Source organism: Heliomicrobium undosum (genome assembly GCF_009877425.1).
Classification (GTDB): Bacteria; Bacillota; Desulfitobacteriia; order Heliobacteriales; family Heliobacteriaceae; genus Heliomicrobium; species Heliomicrobium undosum.
In genome coordinates this window covers 1-24,105 of sequence record NZ_WXEY01000022.1, presented here as the reverse complement: position 1 = coordinate 24,105, position 24,105 = coordinate 1, and the positions used below count along the sequence as shown (strand labels likewise).

Genomic DNA, 24,105 nt, shown 5'->3' with positions numbered 1-24,105 from the left:
GCCTATTCTCTCTAAAAATACATTCATGATCGCAATGATCACTAGTTTTCCCGGTTTGCCAAGAGGTTATATAGATATTCCGTCGCTCCGTCGAGGGGAATCTGCTGCTGCTCCCCTGTCGCCATTGTGCGCAGGGTGATCTTCCCCTCTTTCAATTCCCCTTCGCCGACGATGACGACATGGGGAACATGGAAGCGGTCGGCTGTTTTCATCTGGGCTTTCAGGGAGCGTTCCAGGTAGTCCATCTCCACTGCAACGCCGCGCCGGCGCAGCGTCTGGGCGAGGCCGAAGGCGACTGGGGCGGTGCCTTCTCCGGCCAGGGCGATGAAGAGGTCCCGCTGCTCGCGGCTGTCGGCGGCAAGCAGCCCCTGATTCTCCATGGTCAAGAGCACCCGCTCCAGGCCGAGGCCGAAGCCGATGCCCGGCACGGGCGGACCGCCGAGGGCCTCGACGAGGTGGTCGTAGCGGCCGCCGCCGCCGATGGAGGACTGGGCGCCGATGTCCGTCGAGACGATCTCAAAGGCTGTTTTCGTGTAGTAGTCGAGGCCGCGGACGAGGCGGTCGTCGAGGGTGTAGGCGACGCCGGCGGCGTCGAGGAGTTCTTTCACGTCGGCGAAGTGGTTGGCGCAATCGTCACAGAGGTGGTTCACCGTCGTCGGCGCGCCCTGGGAAAGCTCCTGGCAACGCTGGTTCTTGCAGTCCAATACCCGCAAGGGGTTGCGGTCCATCCGCTTTTTGCAGTCCTCGCAGAGTTCGCCCGCTTTCGGGCTCAAGAACTGGTGCAAGGCCTCGCGGTGGGCCGGGCGGCATGCTTGGCAACCGATGGAGTTTAGGAGCAGTTCCAGGTTTTTCAAGCCCAGCCGGCTGTAGAAGTCCATGGCCATGGCGATGACCTCGGCGTCGACGCGGGGGCCGGTAGCGCCGAAGACCTCGATGCCGAACTGGTGAAACTGGCGCAGCCGTCCTGCCTGGGGACGGCCGAAGCGGAACATGGGACCTGTATAGTAGACCTTCACCGGCAACGGGCCGGCGTAGAGCTTATGTTCGAGCAGGGCGCGCACAGTCGGAGCGGTGCCCTCAGGGCGCAACGTCAGGTCGCGGCCGCCGCGGTCCTGAAAGTCGTAGGTTTCCTTCTGGACGATGTCCGTGGTCTCCCCCACGCCGCGGTGGAAGACCTCGCTGTGTTCAAAGATGGGGGTGCGGATCTCTTCATAGCCGTATTCGCGGCAGAGGCGCCGGATGGTGTCCTCCAGGGTCTGCCAGTGCCGCGACTGGGCGGGCAGGATGTCCTTGGTGCCGCGCGGAGCGCCGGTCAGCATAGGGTTCCCTCCAGTTTTTTCAGTTTGCGCCCGATGATTCCGTCGAGGCGCTCCACGTAGTTCATGGGATCCTTCGGGTTGTGCCAGGAGTCGAGGATCTCGCCGTCTTCAGCGCGGACGATTTTCGTCGCTGCGCCGGCGCCGAGCCCCCAGATGGTCTGGCGCTCCTCCATGACATGAATGTTATAGATGCACTCCTGTCCCGGCAATGTGTAGCCCACATTCTCCTGATTGGCCAGGATGCGCTTCTGCCGGTACAGGTAATAGGGGACGAGCCCCAAGTCGCGCGCGCCTTCGCGGGTGACGGCCAGCATGGCCTCCACCTCATCCGCCGTGGGCAGGATCCACTGTTCCCTCTCTGCCGTCAGCCGCGAAGCCCGCTTGATGGCCATCGTGTGGACCGTCAGGTTCTCGGGGCGGAGCGGGGCGATTTGATCCAAGGTGTTGCGGACAGCGTTGGCGTCCTCGCCTGGCAGGCCGATGATCATGTCCATGTTGATGACGGGAAAGCCGATGGCGCGGGCCAGTTCAACAGCCTCCACCACTTCGCCAGGCCGGTGGCAGCGGCCGATCCGTTCCAGCGTATCGGCGTTCATCGACTGGGGGTTGATGCTCAACCGGTTGACGCCGCCGGCGAAGGCGCGTTCCAGTTTGTCACGGTCCAGCGTGTCCGGACGGCCGCCTTCCAGGGTGAACTCCACCGTCTCGGGACCGCGCAGGTGCTGATTGACCCAACGGAGCAATTCTTCCAGTTGATCCGCAGTCAGCGCCGTCGGCGTACCGCCGCCGATGTAGATATGCTGCACCTGCCGCCCCGCCTGGCGGAGCGCCGAACCGACCGCCTCGATCTCCCTCCGCAACGAATGAAGAAAGGGCTCCAGCCAGCCTTTGAATTTCTTGACGTCATAGCCGGGAAAGGAGCAGTATAGGCACCGGGTGGGGCAAAAAGGGATGCCGATGTAGACGCCGGCCTTGTGGCGATCATCGGGGCCGGCGTAGAAAAAGGGGCGCTGCCGAAGAGCGATCTCCAGGAGCAAATCCGCCTTTTCCGGCTGGAGGGCGTAATCGCGAAGCAGTTCCGCCCGGATGGATTCCCGGTCTTTCCCCTGGTCGAGGCGGCGATGGACGATCTTCGCCGGGCGCACGCCCGTCAGGATCCCCCAGGTGTTGGGCGGAGCGCCGCAGTAGTCCTCCAATGCCCGCAAGAGGGCGAGTTTTGCGGCACGCCGGCGGGCGTTCTCCCCTTCTCGCCGGTTGTCGTCGTAAACAGTGTCGCTATCGCCACTCTCCTTCTCCCCATTGGGCGACAGCGTGGCCTGCCCCACTCCTTCTCTGCCGGCATGGCAGAACCGGGCCGTGATCACCGGCAGCCCTTCCCCTCCGGCTTCCTCACGAAAGCGAACCTCTGCTGTATCTTTTTCAATCTCCGTGGCGGCAAAACAATCGCCTTCCGGCGAAAGGTCGTCATTCTCGACAAACTGGGCGCCGGGGAAATGGATCCAGAGGATTTCTTGCAGGGTGACCCCATACCCCGGGGGCATCCCCCGCAAGCAGACATCCATGGGATAACCTCCAAGCCGTCAGCAATCAATGTCAAATATTTAATCAGCCAAAAAGGGATTGTTCACCCGCTCGAAACCGATGGTGCTCTCCGGTCCGTGGCCGGGGTAGACGACCGTGTCGTCAGGCAGGGTGAGCAGTTTCTCCCGGATGGAATGGAGAATCTGACTGTAGGAGCCGCCGGGAAAGTCCGTTCGCCCGATGGATCCATAAAAGAGGGTGTCCCCGGTAAAGACGACGCCCTCTCCCTTCAGGCAGATGCCCCCGACCGTATGGCCTGGCGTGTGAAGCACCTCTAACCGGACCGTTTTCCCGATGGTGATCACGTCTCCGTCCTCAAGCAACCGGTCTGCCGCCGGGCTGGTAATCGGTACACCGGTGTAAAGGGAAAGGTTCTTGCCTGGCGAGATGATGGCCGCCGCCTCTGCTTCATGGCAGAGGAGCGGCGCCCCGGTCGCTTTTTTAATGTCGCCATTGGCGGCGATATGGTCGCCGTGGCCGTGGGTGTTGATGATGGCCACGATCTTGGCTTTGGCTTCCCCGGCGCGGCGCAGGAGCATCTCTCCGTCACCGCCGGGATCGATGAGGGCGGCCTCGCCCGTTTCAGGACACTGAACGAGATAGCAGTTGGCGGCGAGCATGCCTGCTTCCCAACGGCGGATGTTCATGATTCGCTTCCTCTTCCTTCCACCATCAGCGTAACGGGGCCGTCGTTAATGATCTCGACGACCATATGGGCCTGGAACTGTCCCGTGGCCACCGTCAGGTTAAACTTCCTTAATTCCTCGACGACCGTTTCCACGAGGCGACGCGCCTCATCGGGCGGCGCCGCTTGGGAAAAGCCGGGCCGGCGACCTTTGCGGCAGTCGCCATAGAGGGTGAACTGGCTGACGACGAGGACCTCGCCGCCCACATCGGAGACAGAGCGGTTCATCTTTCCCTGTTCATCTTCGAAAATACGCAGGTGGGCGATTTTTTCGGCCACATAGCGGGCATCGGCTTCCCCATCACCCTGACCGGCGCCGACGAGGACAACCAGTCCCGGTCCGATGGCGCCGACCTCATTCCCCTCGACGGTCACCCGCCCGCGCAACACCCGCTGGATCAAGGCGCGCAAAAAGGCATCCCCCTATCTTATCGCTTGCTTCCCGCAGGCCGATTCGAAACAAGCCGCCCCATTTAGCCCAAAAGGGATTCTCCCTCTTTATCCGGCCGGGTGTTGGGTGTCAGGCGGCGAACTTCGAGGACATCGCGCACCTTGGAGACCTTGTCCATCAGGAATTTTAGATGTCCGAGATCGCGGATCTCGACAACCATGTTGATCTGGGCCATCTTATTCTTTGTGGCTCGCGAGTAGATGGAGTTGATCGACGTCTTCGCGTCAGCCACCGACAGCATCACATCGGTCGTCAGTCGCTCGCGGTCCATGGCGATGACCTCCATCTCCACCTGGTAGGTGGCTTGGGAGGTGGTGTCCCAGGCGACCTCGACGATCCGTTCCCGCTCCTCTTCCGACATGTTGACCATATTGGTGCAGTCGACGCGGTGGATGGAGACGCCGCGCCCCTTGGTGATATAGCCGATGATCTCGTCGCCCGGCAAGGGGTTGCAGCAACGGGAAAAGCGGATCAGCACATTGTCGACGCCGCGCACCCGCACGCCCTGAGAGGGCTTGCCGAAACCGGAGAAAGGCTTCACCTCCGGCGGCGGCGCCAGGTCCTCTTCCAGGCGTTTTTCTTTTTTCAATTCATCTTTAAGGCGCAGGATGATCTGGTTGACCGTCAAGACGCCGTCGCCGATGGCGAAGTAAACATCGTCTACCGTCTGATAATTGAAACGCTTGCTGATGTCCAGCATCCGCTCGGCCTTCAATACATCATTCGGGTCGAACTTGAGTCTTTTCAGTTCCGCTTCCAGGGCTTCTTTGCCCCGCTCGACGAATTCTTCCCGCTTCTCCTTCTTAAACCACTGGCGGATGCGGTTGCGAGCGTTCGAGGTCTTGACGACATTCAGCCAGTCCCGAGAGGGACCCGCCGTCGTTTTCGTCAATACCTCAATGATCTCCCCGTTGTTCAGTTGGTAATCGAGAGGGACGATGCGCCCGTTCACCTTGGCGCCCATGCAGCGGTGGCCCACATTGGAGTGGATGCGGTAGGCGAAGTCGATGGGCGTCGACCCGGCCGGCAGTTCGATCACATCCCCTTTGGGGGTGAAGACGAAGACGGCGTCAGAGAAAAACTCGATCTTCAGGGTCTCCATGAAGGTCTGCGTATCCTTCTGATCGGACTGCCATTCGAGCAGTTGGCGCAACCAGGCCAGCTTCTCCTCGAAGCTGCGTCCCTGTACCTTGCCTCCCTCTTTGTACTTCCAGTGGGCGGCGATGCCGTATTCGGCAGTCCGGTGCATCTCGGCGGTGCGGATCTGCACCTCGAAGGGCTCGCCAAGGGGTCCGACGAGGGTGGTGTGCAGCGACTGGTACATGTTCGTCTTCGGCGTGGCGATGTAATCCTTGAAGCGCATGGGGATCGGCTTCCAGATGGTATGGATGATCCCCAGGGCGCCGTAGCAATCCTTCACAGAATCGACGAGGACGCGGACGGCGATCAGGTCGTAAATCTCGGAAAGGTCCTTCTTCTGCGACGTCATCTTGCGGTAGATGGAATAGAAGTGCTTCGGCCGACCCGAGATCTCCGCCTGGATGCCGACGGCGTCCAGCTTTTCTCGCAAGACGGCGATGATCTCGTTGATCCGTTCCTCCCGCTCGGCCCGCTTGGTGGCGATGCGCGTCACCAGGTCGTAGTAGGTCTCGGGCTCCATGTAGCGGAGGGCCAGGTCTTCCAGTTCCCACTTGATGCGTGAAATCCCGAGCCGGTTGGCCAGCGGGGCGAAAAGCTCGATCGTCTCAATGGCGATCTCCCGCTGTTTTTCCGGCGTCTGGTGTTTGAGGGTGCGCATGTTGTGCAACCGGTCGGCCAGTTTGATCAGGATGACGCGGATGTCCTTGGCCATGGCCAGGAACATCTTGCGCAGGCTCTCGACCTGCTGCTCCTGCTTGGAGTGAAATTCCAAACGGCTCAATTTGGTCACACCGTCGACCATGAGGGCCACTTCGGGACCGAAATCCTTTTCCAACTGCTCCTGGGTGATCGGCGTATCCTCCACCACGTCATGGAGCAGACCGGCGGCGATCGTCGCCACGTCCAGTTCCAGGTCGGCCAGGATATAGGCAACGGCCATGGGATGGTAGATGTAGGGTTCCCCGGACTTGCGCAATTGGCCGGTGTGGGCTGCATCGGCATATTCAAAGGCCCGGCGGACGAATTCGAGATCGGTCGGGTTCTGCGTATAGCTCTGGACACGCTTTAACAACTGTCCCAAGGTTACCTGCATCTGCTCACCTCCCGGGAAGGCCTTAACGGCAAGTCTATGATTTCTTCGAAAAACGCAAAAAAGGGCAAAGACATTACTATTTTCTCTTCGCGCTGCGGAAATCCTCCAAAAGGAATCGAAATCCTCTTCTATCGCGAAAGGTTGCCTTCATTGTTCCAGATTTTACTATACACTATTCTCATGAATGAAAATCGCGTTCCGTCGGTATAAAAATGATCCCTGCGATAGCGGCAGATAACCTGCGGATATCGTAGCGAATCATAGGCGGTCTCGCCGGGTATAGCAGAAAACCCCCGGGATCCCGGGGGGGTGGATCATTGTTTCCCTCGTTTGTGAGCAAACTGGCACTCGCCACAACGTTCATCGCATGGTTCCTGGTGGACGAGGACGGTGCTCCGGGGGAAGATTTCCTGGATTTCTGCCTCCACCCGGTCGGAGATCTCATGGGTCTCCTGAATCGATGTCTGTTTGCAAAAGACCATGTGCATGTCGATGTGGCGCTCAGCGCCGGAACGGCGTGTGCGGATGGCATGGACGTTGACATACTTCTCAGCATGGCGCTGGATCCGCTCCTGAATCTGGCTCTCTTCCTCTTCGGGAAGCCGCTGGTCCAAGAGCGGCATAAAGGCCTCTTGCAGCAGGTCCCAGGACGCTTTGATGATCAGAAGCGCCACCCCGATGGCCACCAGCGGGTCGAGGATCCACCAGCCGGTCAGCTTGAGCAAGATGAGGCCGACCAGGACGCCCAGCGAGGTGTACACATCGGTGCGCAGGTGCAGCGCGTCTGCTTCCAGGGCGACCGAGTCGGTCTTGCGCGCTACCGCCATCAGCCGCGAAGACACATAGTAGTTGACGCCGGCAGAGATGGCCATGATCAGCACACCCCAGCCCGCCTCAGGGGCCGTTCCCCCATTGCTGAGCTTCTCAACCGCCTCGTAGATGATCCAGATGGCGGCCACGAAGATCAACAGCGCTTCGATGGTCCCCGCCACGTTTTCGATTTTGCCGTGTCCGAACTGGTGGCTGTCGTCGGCGGGACGACTGGCTTCCCGAACGCTGAAAAAGGCGATCAGCGCCGCCACTAAGTCAATCCCCGAGTGAATCCCTTCGGAGATGACGCTGACAGAACCGATCAGCCAGCCGACGGCAAGCTTGCCGATGACCAGCAATGAATTGGAAAAGACCGATAACTGCGCTACCCGCAGTCGCTCATCCACGATCCCATTCCCCTTTTTCTCCAGTCCTTTCAACAATCGGAAGCCGAAAACACTCCCGTCACCTATTGTAGCACAGTTTGCGCAAGCAGAAAGCACCCCAGTTGCCTGGAGTGCTTTTCAGAATCTCTTCATGACTTCCGGCGTATCGCGATTTTCTAGGATTTAGCGCTGATGATAGGCAAAGAACGATGCGCCGCCGCGGTTTTTACGCCGCTTTCGCTTTCGCCCGCCGCTGCGCCCGTTCCCAATGCTTCAGATCATACCAGATAGGGCTGGCGTTGAAGATGGACGAATAGGCGCCGGCGATCACGCCGAGCAACATGGCCAGGGTGAAGACCTTGGTCGTATCGCCGCCCCAGAAGAGCAGGGCTACGAGCACAAAGACAACGGTGAGGACCGTGTTGATGGAACGGGTCAACGTTTCTTTTACAGAGCGGTTGACAAGGGCGTCCAGGTTCTCGTCTTTTTTCTTCTTGCGCAGGTTCTCCCGGATGCGGTCAAAGATGACGATGGTGTCATTGATGGAGTAACCGAAGACGGTGAGGATGGCAGCCACAAAGGAACTATCCACTTCGATTTGGAAGATGGAGAAGAGGCCTGTCACCACCATGATGTCATGGAGCAGTGCGATGATGGCGGCGATAGCGAATTTAAATTCAAAGCGGACAGAGATATAGGCGACCATGCCGATGATAGCGAGCAACAAAGCCAGCAGGGCGTTGCGGGTCAGTTCCTTGCCGATGATGGGACCCACGTTTTCGTCCCGTTCAACCGTCAAATTACCCAGTTGGGCTTTCATCGAACTGACCAGTTCGTTCCGTTTACCTTGTTCCATCGTATGCGTCCGGACGATGACATTGTTCCCTTCTGCCAACTGGATGGAAGCGGAAGCGATTTCCGCCTTGTCCAGAACGGCGCGGACCTGTTCGACGGTGACTGCTTTTTCAAATTGCATTTGCAGCATGGAACCGCCTTTGAAATCGATCCCGAGGTTCAACCCTTGGAGCATCAGGGAGATCAACCCAGGGATCAGGATCAGCAGGGATAGGGCGTACCAGATTTTGCGGCGACCGATGATTTCCATGTCCGGGTCTCCCTCCTATCAGGCTCCGTAGAGTTTTTTGTTGTTGAAGAGGCCGCTTCCGCCAGCAGAACGCAACAGCACCCGGGTGAAGCTAAGCGCCGTGAACATGCTGGTGAGGATACCGATGCCCAGGGTGACGGCAAAGCCGCGAAGGGGACCGGTGCCAAGATAGTAGAGGATGGCGATGGAGATCAGGGTAGTCACGTTGGAATCAAGAATGGTGGTGAAGGCGCGCTGGAAGCCGTCTTCAATGGCCGTGCGCAAGGTTTTGCCGTCCCGAAGCTCCTCTTTCAGCCGCTCGTAAATAATCACGTTAGCATCAACGGCTACGCCAAGGGACAGGAGAAAACCGGCGATGCCTGGCAACGTCCATGTGGCGTTCAGCATAGTTAGGATGCCGATGACGATCACCGAGTAGAGGATCAGGGACACGATGGCCACAAAGCCGGGAACGCGATAGTACAGGAACATAAAGGCGAAGATGAGACCGACGCCGATCATGGCTGCTGCCTTGCTCTTCTCCAAGCTTTCAGCGCCCAGGGTGGGACCGACGGTGCGCTTTTCGACCATCTCCATCTTGACGGGCAGGGCGCCCGAATTTAGGAGCAGGGCGATGCGTCGCGCGTCTTCCAACGACCCGTAGCCGGTGATGCGGGCTTGTCCGCCTGTAATCGCTTCAGTAACAGTTGGGTTTTGCAGGAGGTCTTCGTCGAGATAGATTCCGATCGGTTTGCCCACGTTTACGCGGGTGACATCAGCGAACTTCTTGGCGCCTTCGCTGTTGAGGGTCAGCTGAACAGTGGCCATTTTGCTTCCCGGTTCCAAGGCCTCTTTCGCTTCTTTGAGGTCCTTGCCCTCAATGACTGTTTGACCGTCGGCTGTCCGAAAGGTCAACACGGCCGTTTTGCCGATCAGGTCGACGGCTTTATCGGGATCCTGGATCCCTGCGAGTTCAATGATCAGGCGATTGGCGCCTTCCAACTGGATCAACGGTTCGGCGACACCCAAGCCATTGATCCGTTGCTCCATGATCGCATGAACCTGCTGCATCTCTTCCTGGGTTACCTTGTGGTCCGGCGTCTCTACCGCCTGAAGGACCACATGTAGACCGCCTTGCAGGTCCAACCCGAGCTTCGTGTTCTTCACAATCGGGTTGTAACTGAGCGCGGCAGCGATGGCCACAACCAAAATCAGGGCCACCAGTTGGAGCAGTTTGCGTGCATTCATTTTTTGCCCGCTGCCTCCTTGCAAAGGTTTGCTTTTTTTCTACGGATGATTGCCAGGGAATACGAAACAATTCGAATTATACTCCCAAATCTCAAAGAATGTCAAACGGAAGCGCTAGGGTTACAAAAATTAACTAGAGCATCTTTGCATCATTGATGATTAAGTGAAAGCGGCAGTTCAAGAAAGCCGCTGCCCGCCGGCACATGACCATCCGCGGCAAGAAAATCTCGAAGTAGTCGAGGACAGGGCTGATGTCAGGGTCTGTTCTCAGGGTCAAGGAGATATCTGCCCCCTCCAGGACGAGTTTTGAATCCCGGACGGCGTAGTTGACGCGATCATGGATATCAAAAGCGACACGTTCCTTATTCCGGACCCGGCGGTAGTGGACGTCGCTCTTGTCGGCCAGGATGAGGGCGGCGCCTGCGACGTTCATCACCTGTCCCACCGTCTCGTCATGGTTGCCGATGGCAGCCATCACTTCAGCGATTTCCCGAAAGTCCATCTTCATGTCCCGCAGGATGCTGCGGGCCAGCAAGGCGCCGATCTGGGCGTGGCTGTCCCGGCTGACGGCGTTGCCGATGTCGTGCATGTAGCCGGCGATGGCCGCCAGTTCGGCAAACCGTTGCGGGTAGTTCAGGTGGGAAAGGATCTCTTCCGCCTGGGCGCTCACATGAGCGGAGTGTCGCAAACCATGTTCGGTGAATCCGAGCACGCTGAGGCGCTCATCGCCTTTTTCGATGTAAGCCCTGACTTCAGGATTTTCTCGAATCGCCTGGATGTCGACTGTCATGGATATCTCCCTCTTGACATTCGCCTTCCCCTTGGGGGAAGGACGTAAAATAAGCCGCTGAGTAGTTTGCTCAGCGGCCAGGAAGAAAATCCGGAAAATCGAGTTCCAACTGACGGTTGGTGCGCATGTATTCGACAATCAGCCGGTCGAGTTCGCAGGACTTTCGATACACATCACCACTCGTCAGGTTGCGGCTATCGAATTTTCGGGCCAATCGATCCAATTCCTTGCGCTTACGCTGAATTCGGCGCAAAAGCACCGAAGTGTCCATGTTTCCTCCTCCCTTCGACAGATCAACACTGCAAAACAGTCACATAATAACGGATTCCTTTTCTGTCGATCCATATTCGACCTAGATTCCAGAATTCCTGTTAATAATGTAAACTTTTTGCAGTAATTTGTCAAAGGCGAGGAATTATTTCAATTATTATCCACGACACGCAGGATGGCTGTCTTGGCAAAATCGACCTGAACACCTTCGGCGATCTTCACGGTGACCGTATCTTCGCCCACTTCCGTGATGACGCCGTAGATGCCGGCTGCGGTCAAGACTCTTTCATGCACCCTCAGCTTGTCGATCATTTCCTTGTGTTCTTTTTGCGCCTTCTTCTGGGGACGGATGAAGAGGTAGTAGAAGAGGCCGAACATGGCTGCCAGGTAGACCAGCAGGAGCGACGAATCCATCATGGCGGCAAACCCTCCTTCCTAGGATGTTCTTAGATAACCATGCTTCCAGGGGTTTTGACGCCTTTTTGTTCGTGACTTACTGCCCCTTTTCCTCCCCGTATTTGTCAAAGAAGGCTTTTTTGGCTTCCTGAAAACGGTTCTCCAGGATGGACTGCCGGATGTTGCGCATCAGGTTGAGGAGCATGTGCAGGTTGTGAATGGTCAACAGGCGGTAGACGAGGATCTCCTCCGCCTTGTAGAGATGGCGCAGGTAGGCGCGGCTGTAATGGCGGCATGTGTAGCAACTGCACTCGGGGTCAAGGCGCTCAAAATCGCGGGCATGTTCAGCGTTGCGAATGACCACCTTGCCATGGGACGTGAAAGCAAGCCCGTTGCGGGCCACCCGGGTGGGCAACACACAGTCGAACATATCGACGCCTCGCTCGACACCTTCCCAGAGGCAGTCCGGGCTGCCAACCCCCATCAGGTAACGGGCCTTGTTCTTCGGCAGTTCAGGGACCGTGGCGTCGAGCATCTCGTACATGAGGGGCTTCGGCTCGCCGACACTCAAACCGCCGATGCCGTAGCCGGGGAAGTCGAGTTCGACCAGGCGGGCGGCGCTTTCCTTGCGCAGGTCGGCGTACATGCCGCCTTGGGTGATGGCGAAGAGCGCCTGATCCTCCCGGGTATGGGCGGCGCGGCAGCGTTTCGCCCACCGGGTCGTCATCTCCAGCGATTTTTGGGCGTACTCCCGTTCCGCTGGATAGGGCGGGCACTCATCAAAGGCCATGATGATGTCGGCGCCCAGGTCCATCTGGATCTGGATCGATTTTTCGGGGGTGAAGAAGTGTTCCGAACCGTCGATGTGACTCTTGAAACGGACCCCTTCCTCGGTGATCTTGCGCAGCGGGCCGAGACTGAAGACCTGGAATCCCCCGGAGTCGGTCAGGATGCCGTGAGGCCAGTTCATGAATTTGTGCAGGCCGCCGGCTTCGCGGACCAGGTCGGAGCCGGGACGCAGGTAGAGGTGGTAGGTGTTCGACAGGATGATGCCGGCGCCCAGTTCGCGCACCTCTTCCGGCGTCATGGTCTTGACGGTCGCCTGGGTGCCGACGGGCATGAAAATGGGCGTTTCGAAGGAACCGTGGGGGGTATGTAGGATCCCCGCCCGGGCGCTTGTGCGGGTGCATTCTTTGATCAGTTCGTAGCGGACTGCGGCGGTCAAGTGCATCCTCCTCGTTATTTTAAATGATCAGCATCGCGTCTCCAAAACTGAAGAAACGGTATCCCTTCTCCAATGCCTCCTGGTAGGCGGCCAGGATGTGCTCGCGGCCGGCGAAGGCGGAGACGAGCATGAGCAGGGTGGAACGGGGGAGGTGGAAGTTGGTGATCAGGCCGTCGATGCACTGGAACTTGTAGCCGGGATAGATGAAGATGTCTGTCCAGCCGGCTCCAGCGGCGACGGTTCCGTTGTTAAGGCCGGCGGCGGTTTCGAGGGTGCGGGCGACGGTGGTGCCGACGGCGATGACGCGGCGCCCTTCCTGCTTGGCCTTTGCGATAGCCTCGGCGGCCTCAGGGTCGACCTGAAAGAACTCGGAGTGCATCTTGTGCTCCTCAATCCGGTCGACTTGCACCGGCCGGAAGGTGCCGAGCCCCACGTGAAGCAGCACCGAGGTGGTTTCTATCCCCCGCATTTTCAGATCCTCCAGCAGTTGCGGGGTGAAGTGGAGCCCTGCTGTGGGGGCCGCTGCGGAGCCCCGTTCCTGGCTGTACACTGTCTGATAGCGTTCCGCCTCTTGCTGGGGCAAGGCGGTTTCGATGTACGGCGGCAACGGCATCTGGCCGATCTCATCGATGAGGGTATCGAAGTCCCCCTTGTAATGAAAGCGGACGACCCGTCCGCCAAAATCAGTCGTCTCCAGAATCTCAGCGGCCAAGCGGCCTTCTCCAAAGTCGACAAAAACCCCCGGTTTCAGCCGCCGCCCCGGCCGTACAAGCACCTCCCAGCGATCATCGCCTCTGGGCGTCAGCAAGACGATCTCGACGGTCACGTCGCTGTCGCGTTTTTTCCCATACAGGCGGGCAGGAATCACCCGGGTGCGGTTGACCACCAACAGGTCTCCGGGGTGCAGGATATGGACGAGATCTCGAAAGATCCGGTGGTCAACGGCGCCGGTCCGCCGTTGGAGGACCATCAAGCGAGAAGCGTCCCTCGGCTCCACCGGCGTTTGGGCGATCGCTTCCTTGGGCAGTTCGTAATCATAAAGCGCGACTTCCATCATTTCCCCCAGTTGCTTGTGATCAGCAGCCTTCCGTCGCGGCGATCAGCGTTGTAATAATGCTCGATGATTTCCGTGTATCTTTTGCCGTTGCGGGCCAGCCCCATGGCGCCCCACTGGCTCATGCCCACGCCATGACCGTAACCGTAACCGTCGATGACAATGGTCCCCGCAGCCGTCGTCGACTGCGCTTTGGGCGCCGGACCGATTCCATCAGGGGTGATGACATAAAAGTCACCACTCACCGCCGCCACTCCCGACGAGTTGATCGCGTAGGTCCCGCCTGCGGGGAGGGCGTTCTTTTTCATGCCTTCGGCGCCGTAGCCCAGGGCTACATAGTTGCCACTGTCATCGGCGAGGGTAAACTTGGTGGACGGCGTATCCAACAGTTGGCGAACTTTCGTCCGGTCGATTGAGATGGTTCCTCGCGTTCCCACGACCTCCAGGCGGGTTACACGGCCGGAGCGGCTTGTCTCAACGATGCGCAAGCGCTGAACCTCTCCCGGATCCCTCCCGGTCAGGGATTGGGTCTTCCGGGCAATCTCGGCCGGCGTGAGGTTTTTCCGCCAGTGGTAGGCGAGCGCCGCTGTTCCGCCCCACTCTTCGGCATACCGGTCTTCCGGAGCAGGGACGCCGCGCAGGTAAGGCACGTCGCTGTTCCAGACCAAGCGGGCGTCTTCCGTATACCCTCCGCTGTTGGAATGAAAAACGGCTTCAATGATGGTTCCATCGAAGGTGATCACCTGTCCGCGCGTGTCATCAACAGCCTTGAGGACATTTGCCTGTTCTCCATCGACACCCTTATACACCTGGCTCCCCTGGTCGGCGCGCAGGTCGTAATACTCGCCGGTCTGCCTTCGACGCTCCCGCTGCTGCAAGGCGTAGGTGCGAGAGACAACAGCCTGGGCCTTCATCGCCTCTTCCGGGGCGTTCATTCCGATTTCCTGCCCGACCACGCCGCAGAGATAGGATTCCACATCGATTACATTGATCAGCGCCATGCTGTTGGCGCCCTGGGAGCGGAGGTGATAGAGACGCAAACTACCCCGGTATTTTTTACCGTTCACTTCGATCTTATTCTCGCCGGCGCCCATGGCTTGAAGCAACAAGGGACCGCCATAGGCCTTGGCCAGCGAACGGCCGTTTTTCTCCAATCGGACGGTCGAGCCGGCAGCGGAAGCGCGCCATCCATCGGAGGGAGAGACGGTTTCCACCTGGGTTTTCAAGTCCTCATCATACCACTGATATGTACCGGACAACACTCTGATATCGACGGAAGAGCGCTGATCGATCAGCACGCGGAGTTCGAACCTGTCCTCCCTGTCGGCTGCGACGGCGGGACCTAGGCCGGTTGACAGGGAGAAAACGGAAAAAAGGGCCAGAAGTATCGCCAATGCTGTTCTTTTGTTGACGCTCATTCGTCACTGGTCTCCTTTCGGCAGAATCACCCTCCTTTGCTTTCGACAAATTGGCGGCACTTTCCTGTCCGCCCGCCTTTTTCATCAAAAAAGAAAGAACTGCCGAATCGCTCAGCAGTCCTTCCAATGGAATAATTGGCCATTTTGGAAACGATGGGGAACCTACATGACTTTTCTCTTTATTTGTTGATGCGTTTCCCGAGAACCTGCAACCCCCGAAAATTCTGGAGGCTTATCATCGGGAACAGGGGGAGGCGCAGTGGACTCTTCCGGTGGAAGACCGGACATTCCGGCCTGGTGCGCCTGATCGGTTTGCCCAGGACTTGATTCGGGGCCAGAAAGGGGAGCGCCAGGCTCGGGAGCAGTAACTTCGGGCAAATGGGTGTTATAAGGATCAACTGGAAGTTCAGCCGGGGGGGCAGACGGAGGTTCACTCGGGAGGTTAGCTGGGGGATCAATCGGGGAGTCGACTGGAGTTTCAGTCGGGGGTTCAATCGCCGGCTCACTCGAAGGCGCAGTCTCTTCGGGCGTCTTCGCTCCAGCGGCGATGGGGGCGGATTGAGAAGCGCCTGGCAATGATGGGGCCGGCGGTAAATTCACGCTGACACCGGTCGTTGCACTCTCGGCCTCTTCCTGAAGGGCTTCCTTGAGACGTTCCTGATGCCTTGCCTCCTTGCCTGCCAGGTCCTGTTCCACGGCAGCGCCTTGCAGGACATCCAGGGGATCCCCGCCGGCAGCAGCAATGACATTGGTGATGGACGCCTTTTTCAAATCGGCTGCTTGCACATCCAGCCCGCGATCGAGGGCTTCCAAGAAAACAGCGTACTTGCCGACAGACAAACCGATTTGCCTCGCTTTTTCCCTGGCGTCGGCAGGCGCCCGGACGACCTGAACCCGCTTGGTTGATGACGTGTCTTGCGGCAGCAGGCGCAGCGTCGAATCACGCAACCGGGATTCCAGGCTGCCCTTCCCTTCAACGGGACGATCCTCTCCGGCGACGGCGATGACTACAGCGTTATCGCGAGAAGGAGACAGGAACCCCTGCTGGATCGCCTCATTGGTGATCCGGGAAACCGCTTCTTCCGCGTCAAGCCCGTCCAGCGTTTCCGCCTGGAGCAGTTTTTTTCCGTCATCATTGAGGGGACGGGAGACGATAACCCTGTTTTCTTCATTCAATGCCAGTTCAATGGACGGGTTGATGTCGACAGTGACGAACTTGACGGCCAGTCCTTGCGGCGGCGCTTGATCCGTCACAAGGAGGACGGCGCCTGCCTCACCGTCTGTGGCAGGTTCCTGAAGGGGCTGACTGCCAAGCCCGCCGAAACCAGTCAGGTTGACCATTAGAAGCACTGCAGCGGCGACAGCTGTCGTCATCCAGTGCCAGGGCGCGCTGGACCACCGCCCCTTTGTGTGAACATGATTCTTCTTTCCCGAAGACAGGGGGATTTCATCGCCAATCTCCGGCTTGGGATGGGAAATGCGCTGGCGCCGGAATTCGCCGCTGGGGGTGAGGACAATCGCCTCATCCCCCTCAATCTCCAGCACCACGCCGCGTTGATCCACTTGGCGGCCGACCTCCTGTCGTTGGAATCATCAGACACGGTGTATCCCGGTGGACGTTCTCCGTCCCTTGCCGGGAATCACTCCTTGTCTATGTATTCCTTTAAATGCTCCAGTTTCTCCATGAAAATAATGGCGACGGCGATGATGTATTTCCGCTGTCGCTCCAGCGTTTTTCGGCTCACATCGACATCCCGCTCCAGTTCCTTCAGGGGCAGCGAGCCTTTGAGTTTCAGGTATTCGCGGTACGCCGGTGTTTCGGCGACTTGCCGGGCCACCTGAATCGCCCGCCTGCGGGCATCTTCATGCTTCGGCGCCAGTTCGACCAGATCGCTGAACCGGATGCCGTATTCCAGCAGCAGTTTGTTGTAATAGAGGATCTCGGTCCTGCGGTCGTTCGCTTCCGACTCAGCCATATAGGCCGCCGTCGCCTGCCTGATCTCCATCCGGTTGTTCCCTTCCTCCCCCGTGTCATCCTCCGATTCATAATCGAAGGCCGACAGCGGGATCTCCTTCTGGCTCCGCGTCGACTTGCGAAAATAATCGATCAAGCGACGACGGATCACCGTCTCAGCAAAGGACAAAAAGGAAACACCCTTCTCTTCCCGGTAGCTTGTGATTGCTTCGTTAAACGCAATCAGAGCGATGCTTGCCTCGTCATCGCTGCCCAAGCGAACATACCGTCCGCTCGTCTGGGAGGTGACCCTCAGCACAAAAGGGGTAAACTTCCGGATCAAGGCGTTGCGGGAACACTCGTCCCCCTCCCGGGCTCGAACAAGAAGGTTCTCAGGCTCCTGATTCCTCGATGCGAAGACGCTGCTGCCAAACAGGGATGCCAAGGTGTCACCTTCTTTATTATATTTGTTCGGGTCCAGGACAATTTTTCTAGGGGTAAATTATCCTATCTGCGAAAAAACAGGTTCAACAGGATCGTCAACAACAGGCTGATCAGGAGGCTGCTGGCCAAGGGGAAGTGGAAGCTGAAGTTCCCCTTCTGCCAAGAGATGTCGCCGGGCAGTCTCCCAAGGGAGACGAACTGGCTGAGCAGCCAGAACAATCCGCCCAGCAGCAGCAGTCCGGCGCCGGCCACCATGAGCCATTTGCCGAAGGAACCTCCGTCGATCACCGCTTTGACCCTCCTTTGGGCTTGTAGTACCGGTCCTTCTCGCTATAGATGCAGCCGCAGTAGGGCTGCCGGTAGAGTTCCAGTTCTCGCGCCCGCTGCTGGCCTTCTCGGAAACGGGGCCGGAAGTCGGCATAGACGAAGGGCACGCCCGCCTCGCGGCCGGCTGCCTCACCGGCGCGGCGCAGGGTCTCATGGTCCTGATATGGGCTGATCAGCAGGGTGGTGCTGAAGCCTTCCATACCAAGTTCCCGCGCCTTTTGCGCCGTCTTGCGAAGGCGCAGGTCGTAACAGTGGGGACAGCGGCCCGCCGGATCGGCGGCCACCCGCCCCAGGAAGTCCTCCAGCGCATACTCCTCTTCCACGATCAAGGGCAAGCGGATCGATGCGGCATAGCCTTCCAACGTCTCTTTGCGCCGGAGAAACTCCTTGTAGGGGTGGATATTCGGGTTGTAGTAATAGGCTGTCACTGCATGCCCTTCCTCGCGCAGGACATCGAAGGGGACAATGCCGCAAGGGGCGCAGCAGGTGTGCAAGAGTAGCCGCATCACGGTCACCTACTCGTCAAAGGATAAGGCCGCCTGTTCCGCCGATAAGCCGGCAGCCGTTGAGGCCGTCTCGCCTGTTCCCGCCGGCAAAACGGCCGGGCGCCCATCCTGGAGCGCCAGCAATCCTGCGGGCACAGGCAACCCCAGATGCTCACAGGCAGCGATGGTGGCCATCCGGCCGCGGGGCGTCCGGTTCAAGAATCCGAGTTGCATCAGGTAGGGTTCGACGACATCCTCGACCGTATCCACCGACTCACTGACCGAAGCCGCCAGGGTCTCCACGCCGACCGGCCCGCCGGCAAATTTGCGGATCAGCGCCTCTAGCAGCCGCTGGTCTGTCGTATCGAGGCCGCGCGGATCGACCTCCAAACGCCGCAAGGCTTCCCGCGCCACCTCCGCCGTGACCACACCGTCCGAAAGCACCTGAGCATAATCGCGGACCCGCTTGAGCAGCCGGTTGGCGATGCGGGGCGTTCCCCGCGAACGGAGCGCGATCTCCCGGGCGCCTTCTGGCTCGGCAGTGACGCCGAGGATGGTGGCGGCCCGCAGGATGATAAACTCCAACTCGTCGGGCCGGTAGTATTCCAGGCGGTGGATGACGCCGAAGCGGTCCCGGAGGGGAGACGTGAGCATCCCCGCCCGCGTCGTGGCGCCCACCAGGGTAAACCGGGGCAGGTCGATGCGGATTGACCGGGCAGCCGGTCCCTTCCCGATGACGATGTCCAGACAAAAGTCCTCCATAGCCGGGTAGAGCACTTCCTCGACGGCCCGGTTGAGACGATGGATCTCGTCGATAAAAAGGACGTCCATCGGCTGCAGATTCGTTAAAATGGCGGCCAGATCGCCCGGCCGTTCAATCGCCGGCCCGGAGGTGACCCGTAACTGGACACCTAACTCCTGGGCGATGATCTGGGCCAGCGTCGTTTTTCCTAAACCGGGCGGTCCGTAGAGCAGGACGTGATCCAGCGGTTCCCGCCGTCCCAGAGCCGCCTGTATGAAGACGGTCAGATTCTCTTTCAACTTGTCCTGGCCGATGTATTCCCGCAGCGTTCGCGGCCGCAGGCTCCATTCGGCCTCCCGATCCTCAGGCCGCTTGGCCGAGGTCATCATCCGTTCATCCACGCGGACTCACCCCCTCACTGCGACCCAAGGAAGCGAAGCGCTCCCTTGATCCAGGCCTCCACGTCAGCGTCTGGCGAAACGTGGGCGGCCGCCTCCACCAGGGCGTCCCTGGCTTCGTTGGCCGTGTACCCCAAGACCTGCAGGGCCGAAAAGGCCTCGTCGCGGGGGAGAGTCTTCCACATCCGGCCCGCTTCGGCAGGGACCGCTTTTTTCCGCCTGCGCGCCGGTTGCGCTGTCCCTTCGGAGGCGCGCTGGTCCGGGGAGGGTTCCTTCAGCGAATGATCCTGTAAGGACGCCCTTTCCGGCGATAGCTCCTCTAGCGATTCAGGCGATGTTTCTCGCTGCAAATGATCTTGCCCGTTCTGCTCCTGTGATGACGGTTGGACACGTACAACGCGGAGCCCCTGTTTGAGCAGTTTGTCCCGCAACTCGATCACGAGACGTTGGGCCGTCTTGCGCCCGATGCCCGGGATCCGCGTCAAGGCGAGCACATCTTCGGCGATGATGGCCCGCTGGACCTCCACGGCTGAATAAGCGGAAAGGATCGCCAGACCCACCTTTGGCCCGACGCCGCTGACCTCCAAAAGGAGGCGGAAGAACTCTAACTCCTCCTCCGTCAAAAAGCCATAGAGGCTGACCTGATCCTCCCGTGTATGATAAAAGGTATGGATCAATATCTCCCGACCCGCTCGGGGCAACGCGGATAGCATCGTCGCCGGAACGAAGACTCGGTAGCCTACGCCAGCCACGTCCAAGAGCAGACAATCGTCGCCCAAGCCGGCGAGGCGCCCGCGCAAAAAAGCGATCACCGGCAGGCCACCCCCCAGGTCAGGCTATGGGCGCAACAGATGGCCACGGCCAGCGCGTCGGCCACGTCATCGGGCTTTGGAGTCTCCTCCAGCGCCAGGAGGACGCGCACCATCTGTTGCACCTGTTGTTTTTCCGCCCTTCCGTAACCGACAACGGCCTGTTTGACCTGGGACGGTTTGTATTCGTGGACAGACAGACCGGCCCGGGCCGCAGCCAGCAGAGCGACGCCCCTGGCTTGCGCGACAGTGAGGGCCGTGGTGACATTGCGATTGAAAAAAAGCTCCTCTACGGCAACATGGTTTGGCTGATAGGTGGCGATGATCGCCTCCAGATCGGTAAAAATCGTTTGTAACCGGGAAGCCTGGGATGTGTGGGCCGGTGTGCGCACAGCGCCATAGGCAATGGCAGAGAGCCGGTTGCCCTGCGCCTCAATCAGACCGTATCCGCAAATGGCTGTTCCCGGGTCGATCCCCAGGATAACCAACCCGCCACCTCCCTGATTCGATACGTTTTAAGGTTTTCGACGCCCTTCGGTTGAATCCTTTTCTTTATGACCGTTAGATTCGTCCATGCCATCCAGAAGCAGGGAGAGCTCTTCCAGTGTCATCATATCCAGCCACCCCTGTTCCGCCAACCGGAATAACGGCGCAGGGAAACGGTCGGCGGGCAGGTCAGTCAACCGGTCAATCCCGCCAAAGACACCCGGCGGACCGACGATGACCGCCACGACCCCGCCGACAACGCCGAGATGACGTTTCGCAGCGTCTTCCGGACAAAGGCTATGGTCGTTTCGATGCAAGCGGATTTGGCCTGGGCGAAGTTCCCAGCGCCATCCGTCCCCTTCTGGATACCGTTGCAGCAATTCACGAAAAGGTCGGCCAGTCCAGTCTTCCGGCCGTTCCAAGTTTTCCTCAACCTGATGGCCGCAGATGCTGTAGCTCTTTTCAATCGTGATGACGACGCCCGGCGCGATAGGGCGATCCAGCATGTCCTCGCCGTACCGGTTCGCCCAAGCGCCGTCACTTTTGACGACCATCAAATCATAGGCGAAAACAGACAAGACCGTCAAGCTGAAGGAGACGATAAAAACTGCCAAGAAGACCGTCCGCATTGCTGACCATTCCAAAGAAGGCGCGCTTGCTGTCGCCACCGTTTTTCCTGTGGCGAGGGTTTTTATCGGGAATAACACTGAAGTAACCCCGTTTCCTCATTGGTAAGAACTTACTACTGATTGCTTGTAAAATATTTTCTATTTCGCAGTAGATATTCTAACCAACAGGGAAAACAGAGAGTCATTCCAAGGTTTTTCGAACAAAAATACGGTTTTCCTTGACTTCCCCTCTAATTTTTTATATATTCTTATCAAATGGTTGGTGGTTTTAGGCAAGGAGGCCAAAAATTTATGTATGATGCCGTAGATTGCCGAATACTTCAGCACCTCCAACGCAACGGACGAGTAACACAGACCGAACTGGCATCGCTTGTCGGCCTCTCGTCTCCTGCTGTCGCAGAACGCATTAAAAAGTTGGAGGAAAAAGGGGTTATTCAAGGGTTTCAGGCTCGTCTGAATCCGAAAGCCCTCGACCTGGGTCTGACCGCATTCATCTCCCTCCGGTTGGACCATCCTAACTCCTATCAGCAGTTTGTCGAACAGATCGTGGGTTGCCCCTACATACTGGAGTGTCACCGGGTCACCGGCGAAGATGGCTTTCTCTTGAAAATCCGCGTCAAAGACACGATGGAACTGGAACAGATTTTGACGACTCAGATCCTGTCCTTGCCCGGTGTCAGCCATACGCGCACCTCCATCGCCCTGGCCACCCCCAAAGAGGAGACGGTTTTACCCCTTCCTACGGAAGAACAATCGGACTGAACTCTTTGTTTTTGAGATGGGTATCATATAAACTTTTTAAGTGGGTCCTATCGACAATGCCTCTTAAAGGAAGCAGACGCCTCAAGCGATAAAAAATGCAGCAAAAAGGAGTCCCTGTTTAGGGACTCCTTTTCTGTTTCTTATTTTCTTTGCCATCTTTCGTTTGCGATGTTTCATGTTTTATGAGAAGCCTTTTTCTTCATCGCTTGTGAACCGACAGGGCGTGAACGTTTTTTAGTTTATGACAATCGGGTCAAGATCAGCCGATTTGCTCCATCACCGCGTCATCAATGTCAAAATTGGCGTAGGCGTTTTGCACATCGTCATGATCCTCAAGTGCATCCATCAGCTTGATCAACTTGGCGGCAATGTCTTTATCGGTGACCTCCATGGTGTTTTGGGGAACCAGGGTCGCCTCCGCTGACAGCACGGTATAACCGGCGTCTACCAAAGCTTGGCGGACGCCCTCCAATTCCTCCGGCAGCGTGAACACTTCCGCTTCGTCCTCTTCCACGGCGATGTCCAGGGCGCCCGATTCCAGGGCGACCAGCATCAGTTCGTCCTCGTCGACGACCTTCCCGCCTGCTTCGGGGGAGACTGCCAACCGGATGACGCCCTTTGGCTCAAAAATCCAGGAGACGCAACCGGTCTCGCCGAGGTTGCCCCCGCTTTTGGAAAAGAGGTGGCGGATCTCACCGGCAGTGCGGTTGCGGTTGTCTGTCATCGCTTCAATCATGATGGCCACGCCGCCAGGACCATATCCTTCATATGTCAGTTCTTCATAGTTGGCCCCTTCGGCGCCGCCGGCGCCCCGTTGGATCGCCCGGTTGATGTTGTCATTGGGCATATTGTTTTCTTTCGCTTTTTGGATGGCGATTTTCAGGCGGAAGTTGCTGTTCGGATCAGCCCCGCCCTGGCGTGCCGCTACAATCAATTCGCGTCCGATTTTGGTGAAGATCTTGCCCTTCTGAGCGTCTACCTTCGCTTTCCGGTGTTTGATGTTCGCCCACTTGGAATGTCCAGCCATGTGACTATCTTTCCTCCTGTAACTCTTCTAGTATAATCTTGTGATCGACCAGCGCCAGTTCGATGATGCGCGCCTTGATCGTCTTTTGCTGGCCAAAGATGTTGATCATCGATACCTGACCGGCTTGGGGGATCAATTTATCGACTGCCTCCAGGATCAGTTGATCCTGTCCGTTTCTCCGGATATAGGCGTTAGCCTCACACATGACGCTCCTCCTCCACAAGTTCCTTGATGCGACGAACCAAGCCCAGCACCTGATGAGGCAGCGGGTCCGATTTTGCCCCGGCAATTTCGATGCGGCTTCTGTTTAATGGAATCAGGATTTTTTTTGCCTTGGCCCTCCCGACGGCTTCCGCCATGACTGGGGTCAACTCGCCGAGCATACTGTGGGCCATCACAATGGCGACAGAACCGGCGATGATGTCGACTTCCGGAAGGTTCTGCACCATCGCGTTTTCTCCCGTCGCCCCGTCATTGGCGCCGGCCTTCAGCATGGCCGCTGTCGCCATCGCATTGGTGCCTAGTCCTAATATCTCGATATGATCAGGCAGTTCCTGCCGGAGCCGTTCGACGATATGCCTGCCTATGCCTCCGCCTTGTCCGTCAATCACCGCGATACGCATCGAATCACACCCCGACGTTTCCTTGCTCTCACGTTTTTCTTCTGTTTTTCTAAGCCTATTGTTTTATCCCTATGTTTTAAGCCTAATGTCCCTGTCTCTGCCATCATCTTTTAAACTTTGCGCTTCTATACTTCAATCGGAATCGGGCTCGCATCATATTTTACCTTGACGTGAAGAGTGAAACAAGCATTGAAAAACGCCTTCAGGAATTTCCTGAAGGCGTCATAACGTCTTGGTTGCGGGGGCAGGACTTGAACCTGCGACCTTCGGGTTATGAGCCCGACGAGCTACCAACTGCTCCACCCCGCGACAATGGCTCCTCGAGTAGGATTCGAACCTACAACCTACCGGTTAACAGCCGGTTGCTCTACCGTTGAGCTATCGAGGAACAACGGCAAGGAGATTTCAACAATCCTATATGAGTGCATATGGGAATTGTTTGCCCCTTGAAAACCACACATCGGATAAA

General features: G+C 58.1%; 26 protein-coding genes and 2 tRNA genes. 1 reads left to right on the top strand and 27 read right to left on the bottom strand.

What is annotated here, in order from left to right; translation table 11 throughout:
- Nucleotides 1-41: 41 nt before the first annotated feature.
- From hisS to GTO91_RS14575, 22 genes are all read right to left on the bottom strand, one after another.
- Nucleotides 42-1,319, bottom strand: a complete 1,278-nt coding sequence (gene hisS, locus GTO91_RS14680; protein ID WP_161259484.1) for a histidine--tRNA ligase — start codon at nucleotides 1,317-1,319, stop codon at nucleotides 42-44.
- On the bottom strand, nucleotides 1,313-2,881 hold the full coding sequence (hemZ, locus tag GTO91_RS14675; protein WP_161259483.1) for a coproporphyrinogen dehydrogenase HemZ: 1,569 nt from the start codon (nucleotides 2,879-2,881) through the stop codon (nucleotides 1,313-1,315). Before hemZ ends, hisS begins: the two co-directional genes overlap by 7 nt.
- 39 nt (nucleotides 2,882-2,920) lie before the next feature.
- Nucleotides 2,921-3,547, bottom strand: a complete 627-nt coding sequence (locus tag GTO91_RS14670; RefSeq protein ID WP_161259482.1) for an MBL fold metallo-hydrolase — start codon at nucleotides 3,545-3,547, stop codon at nucleotides 2,921-2,923.
- Complete coding sequence (gene dtd / locus GTO91_RS14665) at nucleotides 3,544-3,996, bottom strand: D-aminoacyl-tRNA deacylase (RefSeq protein ID WP_161259481.1); 453 nt, start codon at nucleotides 3,994-3,996, stop codon at nucleotides 3,544-3,546. The genes GTO91_RS14670 and dtd overlap by 4 nt, the downstream gene beginning before the upstream one ends.
- A gap of 62 nt (nucleotides 3,997-4,058) precedes the next feature.
- Entirely contained in the window at nucleotides 4,059-6,269 is a 2,211-nt protein-coding gene (locus tag GTO91_RS14660) for a RelA/SpoT family protein (RefSeq protein WP_161259480.1), read from the bottom strand.
- A 314-nt stretch (nucleotides 6,270-6,583) separates the two neighbouring features.
- The gene (locus GTO91_RS14655; RefSeq protein WP_328793820.1) at nucleotides 6,584-7,486 is read right to left on the bottom strand and encodes a cation diffusion facilitator family transporter; all 903 of its coding nucleotides are present in this window, start codon (nucleotides 7,484-7,486) and stop codon (nucleotides 6,584-6,586) included.
- A gap of 205 nt (nucleotides 7,487-7,691) precedes the next feature.
- Entirely contained in the window at nucleotides 7,692-8,570 is an 879-nt protein-coding gene (secF, locus tag GTO91_RS14650; RefSeq protein ID WP_161259479.1) for a protein translocase subunit SecF, read from the bottom strand.
- An 18-nt stretch (nucleotides 8,571-8,588) separates the two neighbouring features.
- Nucleotides 8,589-9,797, bottom strand: a complete 1,209-nt coding sequence (secD, locus tag GTO91_RS14645; RefSeq protein WP_161259478.1) for a protein translocase subunit SecD — start codon at nucleotides 9,795-9,797, stop codon at nucleotides 8,589-8,591.
- A gap of 133 nt (nucleotides 9,798-9,930) precedes the next feature.
- Nucleotides 9,931-10,587 (bottom strand): HD domain-containing protein, encoded by a 657-nt coding sequence (locus tag GTO91_RS14640; RefSeq protein WP_161259477.1) that lies wholly within the window; start codon nucleotides 10,585-10,587, stop codon nucleotides 9,931-9,933.
- Nucleotides 10,588-10,657: 70 nt separating this feature from the next.
- Entirely contained in the window at nucleotides 10,658-10,858 is a 201-nt protein-coding gene (locus GTO91_RS14635; protein WP_161259476.1) for an aspartyl-phosphate phosphatase Spo0E family protein, read from the bottom strand.
- 149 nt (nucleotides 10,859-11,007) lie between these two features.
- Entirely contained in the window at nucleotides 11,008-11,274 is a 267-nt protein-coding gene (yajC, locus tag GTO91_RS14630) for a preprotein translocase subunit YajC (RefSeq protein ID WP_161259475.1), read from the bottom strand.
- 76 nt (nucleotides 11,275-11,350) lie between these two features.
- Complete coding sequence (gene tgt / locus GTO91_RS14625; protein ID WP_235919621.1) at nucleotides 11,351-12,478, bottom strand: tRNA guanosine(34) transglycosylase Tgt; 1,128 nt, start codon at nucleotides 12,476-12,478, stop codon at nucleotides 11,351-11,353.
- Nucleotides 12,479-12,497: 19 nt separating this feature from the next.
- A complete protein-coding gene (gene queA, locus GTO91_RS14620) occupies nucleotides 12,498-13,532 on the bottom strand; it encodes a tRNA preQ1(34) S-adenosylmethionine ribosyltransferase-isomerase QueA (protein WP_161259473.1) in 1,035 nt (344 codons plus the stop codon).
- Nucleotides 13,532-14,950, bottom strand: coding sequence for a SpoIID/LytB domain-containing protein (locus GTO91_RS14615; protein ID WP_161259472.1), 1,419 nt, complete (start codon nucleotides 14,948-14,950; stop codon nucleotides 13,532-13,534). Before GTO91_RS14615 ends, queA begins: the two co-directional genes overlap by 1 nt.
- Before the next feature lie 162 nt (nucleotides 14,951-15,112).
- On the bottom strand, nucleotides 15,113-16,513 hold the full coding sequence (locus tag GTO91_RS14610; protein ID WP_161259471.1) for an anti-sigma factor domain-containing protein: 1,401 nt from the start codon (nucleotides 16,511-16,513) through the stop codon (nucleotides 15,113-15,115).
- A gap of 77 nt (nucleotides 16,514-16,590) precedes the next feature.
- Entirely contained in the window at nucleotides 16,591-17,349 is a 759-nt protein-coding gene (gene sigI, locus GTO91_RS14605) for an RNA polymerase sigma factor SigI (RefSeq protein ID WP_161259470.1), read from the bottom strand.
- Between the two features lie 62 nt (nucleotides 17,350-17,411).
- A complete protein-coding gene (locus GTO91_RS14600) occupies nucleotides 17,412-17,636 on the bottom strand; it encodes a DUF2905 domain-containing protein (protein WP_161259469.1) in 225 nt (74 codons plus the stop codon).
- Entirely contained in the window at nucleotides 17,633-18,181 is a 549-nt protein-coding gene (locus GTO91_RS14595) for an epoxyqueuosine reductase QueH (protein WP_161259514.1), read from the bottom strand. Before GTO91_RS14595 ends, GTO91_RS14600 begins: the two co-directional genes overlap by 4 nt.
- A 9-nt stretch (nucleotides 18,182-18,190) precedes the next feature.
- Complete coding sequence (gene ruvB, locus GTO91_RS14590) at nucleotides 18,191-19,303, bottom strand: Holliday junction branch migration DNA helicase RuvB (RefSeq protein ID WP_161259468.1); 1,113 nt, start codon at nucleotides 19,301-19,303, stop codon at nucleotides 18,191-18,193.
- Between the two features lie 14 nt (nucleotides 19,304-19,317).
- Nucleotides 19,318-20,112 carry a Holliday junction branch migration protein RuvA gene (gene ruvA, locus GTO91_RS14585; protein ID WP_161259467.1) on the bottom strand — a complete coding sequence of 265 codons (795 nt, stop codon included), beginning with the start codon at nucleotides 20,110-20,112 and terminating at the stop codon, nucleotides 19,318-19,320.
- Complete coding sequence (gene ruvC, locus GTO91_RS14580; protein ID WP_161259466.1) at nucleotides 20,109-20,597, bottom strand: crossover junction endodeoxyribonuclease RuvC; 489 nt, start codon at nucleotides 20,595-20,597, stop codon at nucleotides 20,109-20,111. The genes ruvA and ruvC overlap by 4 nt, the downstream gene beginning before the upstream one ends.
- A 27-nt stretch (nucleotides 20,598-20,624) precedes the next feature.
- On the bottom strand, nucleotides 20,625-21,209 hold the full coding sequence (locus GTO91_RS14575) for a hypothetical protein (protein WP_161259465.1): 585 nt from the start codon (nucleotides 21,207-21,209) through the stop codon (nucleotides 20,625-20,627).
- A gap of 306 nt (nucleotides 21,210-21,515) precedes the next feature.
- Here GTO91_RS14575 and GTO91_RS14570 point away from each other — a divergent pair, with 306 nt between their 5' ends.
- Nucleotides 21,516-21,986 (top strand): Lrp/AsnC family transcriptional regulator, encoded by a 471-nt coding sequence (locus GTO91_RS14570; protein ID WP_161259464.1) that lies wholly within the window; start codon nucleotides 21,516-21,518, stop codon nucleotides 21,984-21,986.
- Nucleotides 21,987-22,245: 259 nt separating this feature from the next.
- Here the strand turns inward: GTO91_RS14570 and GTO91_RS14565 are convergent, their stop codons facing one another.
- The 5 genes from GTO91_RS14565 to GTO91_RS14545 all read right to left on the bottom strand — a co-directional run bounded on the left by GTO91_RS14565 (nucleotide 22,246) and on the right by GTO91_RS14545 (nucleotide 24,024).
- On the bottom strand, nucleotides 22,246-23,013 hold the full coding sequence (locus GTO91_RS14565; RefSeq protein ID WP_161259463.1) for a YebC/PmpR family DNA-binding transcriptional regulator: 768 nt from the start codon (nucleotides 23,011-23,013) through the stop codon (nucleotides 22,246-22,248).
- A gap of 4 nt (nucleotides 23,014-23,017) precedes the next feature.
- Complete coding sequence (locus GTO91_RS14560; protein ID WP_161259462.1) at nucleotides 23,018-23,218, bottom strand: CooT family nickel-binding protein; 201 nt, start codon at nucleotides 23,216-23,218, stop codon at nucleotides 23,018-23,020.
- A complete protein-coding gene (locus tag GTO91_RS14555; protein ID WP_161259461.1) occupies nucleotides 23,211-23,636 on the bottom strand; it encodes a DUF3842 family protein in 426 nt (141 codons plus the stop codon). The genes GTO91_RS14560 and GTO91_RS14555 overlap by 8 nt, the downstream gene beginning before the upstream one ends.
- Before the next feature lie 233 nt (nucleotides 23,637-23,869).
- A tRNA-Met gene (locus GTO91_RS14550) sits at nucleotides 23,870-23,945 on the bottom strand.
- 4 nt (nucleotides 23,946-23,949) lie between these two features.
- Nucleotides 23,950-24,024: transfer RNA gene (locus GTO91_RS14545), tRNA-Asn, on the bottom strand.
- Between the last annotated feature and the right edge of the window lie 81 nt (nucleotides 24,025-24,105).

Bases quoted from the DNA above. Each gene is read 5' to 3' on its own strand.
- hisS (WP_161259484.1), bottom strand. From the start codon at position 1,319: ATGCTGACCGGCGCTCCGCGCGGCACCAAGGACATCCTGCCCGCCCAG.
- hemZ (WP_161259483.1), bottom strand. From the start codon at position 2,881: ATGGATGTCTGCTTGCGGGGGATGCCCCCGGGGTATGGGGTCACCCTG.
- GTO91_RS14670 (WP_161259482.1), bottom strand. From the start codon at position 3,547: ATGAACATCCGCCGTTGGGAAGCAGGCATGCTCGCCGCCAACTGCTAT.
- GTO91_RS14660 (WP_161259480.1), bottom strand. From the start codon at position 6,269: ATGCAGGTAACCTTGGGACAGTTGTTAAAGCGTGTCCAGAGCTATACG.
- secF (WP_161259479.1), bottom strand. From the start codon at position 8,570: ATGGAAATCATCGGTCGCCGCAAAATCTGGTACGCCCTATCCCTGCTG.
- secD (WP_161259478.1), bottom strand. From the start codon at position 9,797: ATGAATGCACGCAAACTGCTCCAACTGGTGGCCCTGATTTTGGTTGTG.
- GTO91_RS14640 (WP_161259477.1), bottom strand. From the start codon at position 10,587: ATGACAGTCGACATCCAGGCGATTCGAGAAAATCCTGAAGTCAGGGCT.
- GTO91_RS14635 (WP_161259476.1), bottom strand. From the start codon at position 10,858: ATGGACACTTCGGTGCTTTTGCGCCGAATTCAGCGTAAGCGCAAGGAA.
- yajC (WP_161259475.1), bottom strand. From the start codon at position 11,274: ATGATGGATTCGTCGCTCCTGCTGGTCTACCTGGCAGCCATGTTCGGC.
- queA (WP_161259473.1), bottom strand. From the start codon at position 13,532: ATGGAAGTCGCGCTTTATGATTACGAACTGCCCAAGGAAGCGATCGCC.
- GTO91_RS14615 (WP_161259472.1), bottom strand. From the start codon at position 14,950: ATGAGCGTCAACAAAAGAACAGCATTGGCGATACTTCTGGCCCTTTTT.
- GTO91_RS14595 (WP_161259514.1), bottom strand. From the start codon at position 18,181: ATGCGGCTACTCTTGCACACCTGCTGCGCCCCTTGCGGCATTGTCCCC.
- GTO91_RS14570 (WP_161259464.1), top strand. From the start codon at position 21,516: ATGTATGATGCCGTAGATTGCCGAATACTTCAGCACCTCCAACGCAAC.
- GTO91_RS14565 (WP_161259463.1), bottom strand. From the start codon at position 23,013: ATGGCTGGACATTCCAAGTGGGCGAACATCAAACACCGGAAAGCGAAG.
- GTO91_RS14560 (WP_161259462.1), bottom strand. From the start codon at position 23,218: ATGTGTGAGGCTAACGCCTATATCCGGAGAAACGGACAGGATCAACTG.
- GTO91_RS14555 (WP_161259461.1), bottom strand. From the start codon at position 23,636: ATGCGTATCGCGGTGATTGACGGACAAGGCGGAGGCATAGGCAGGCAT.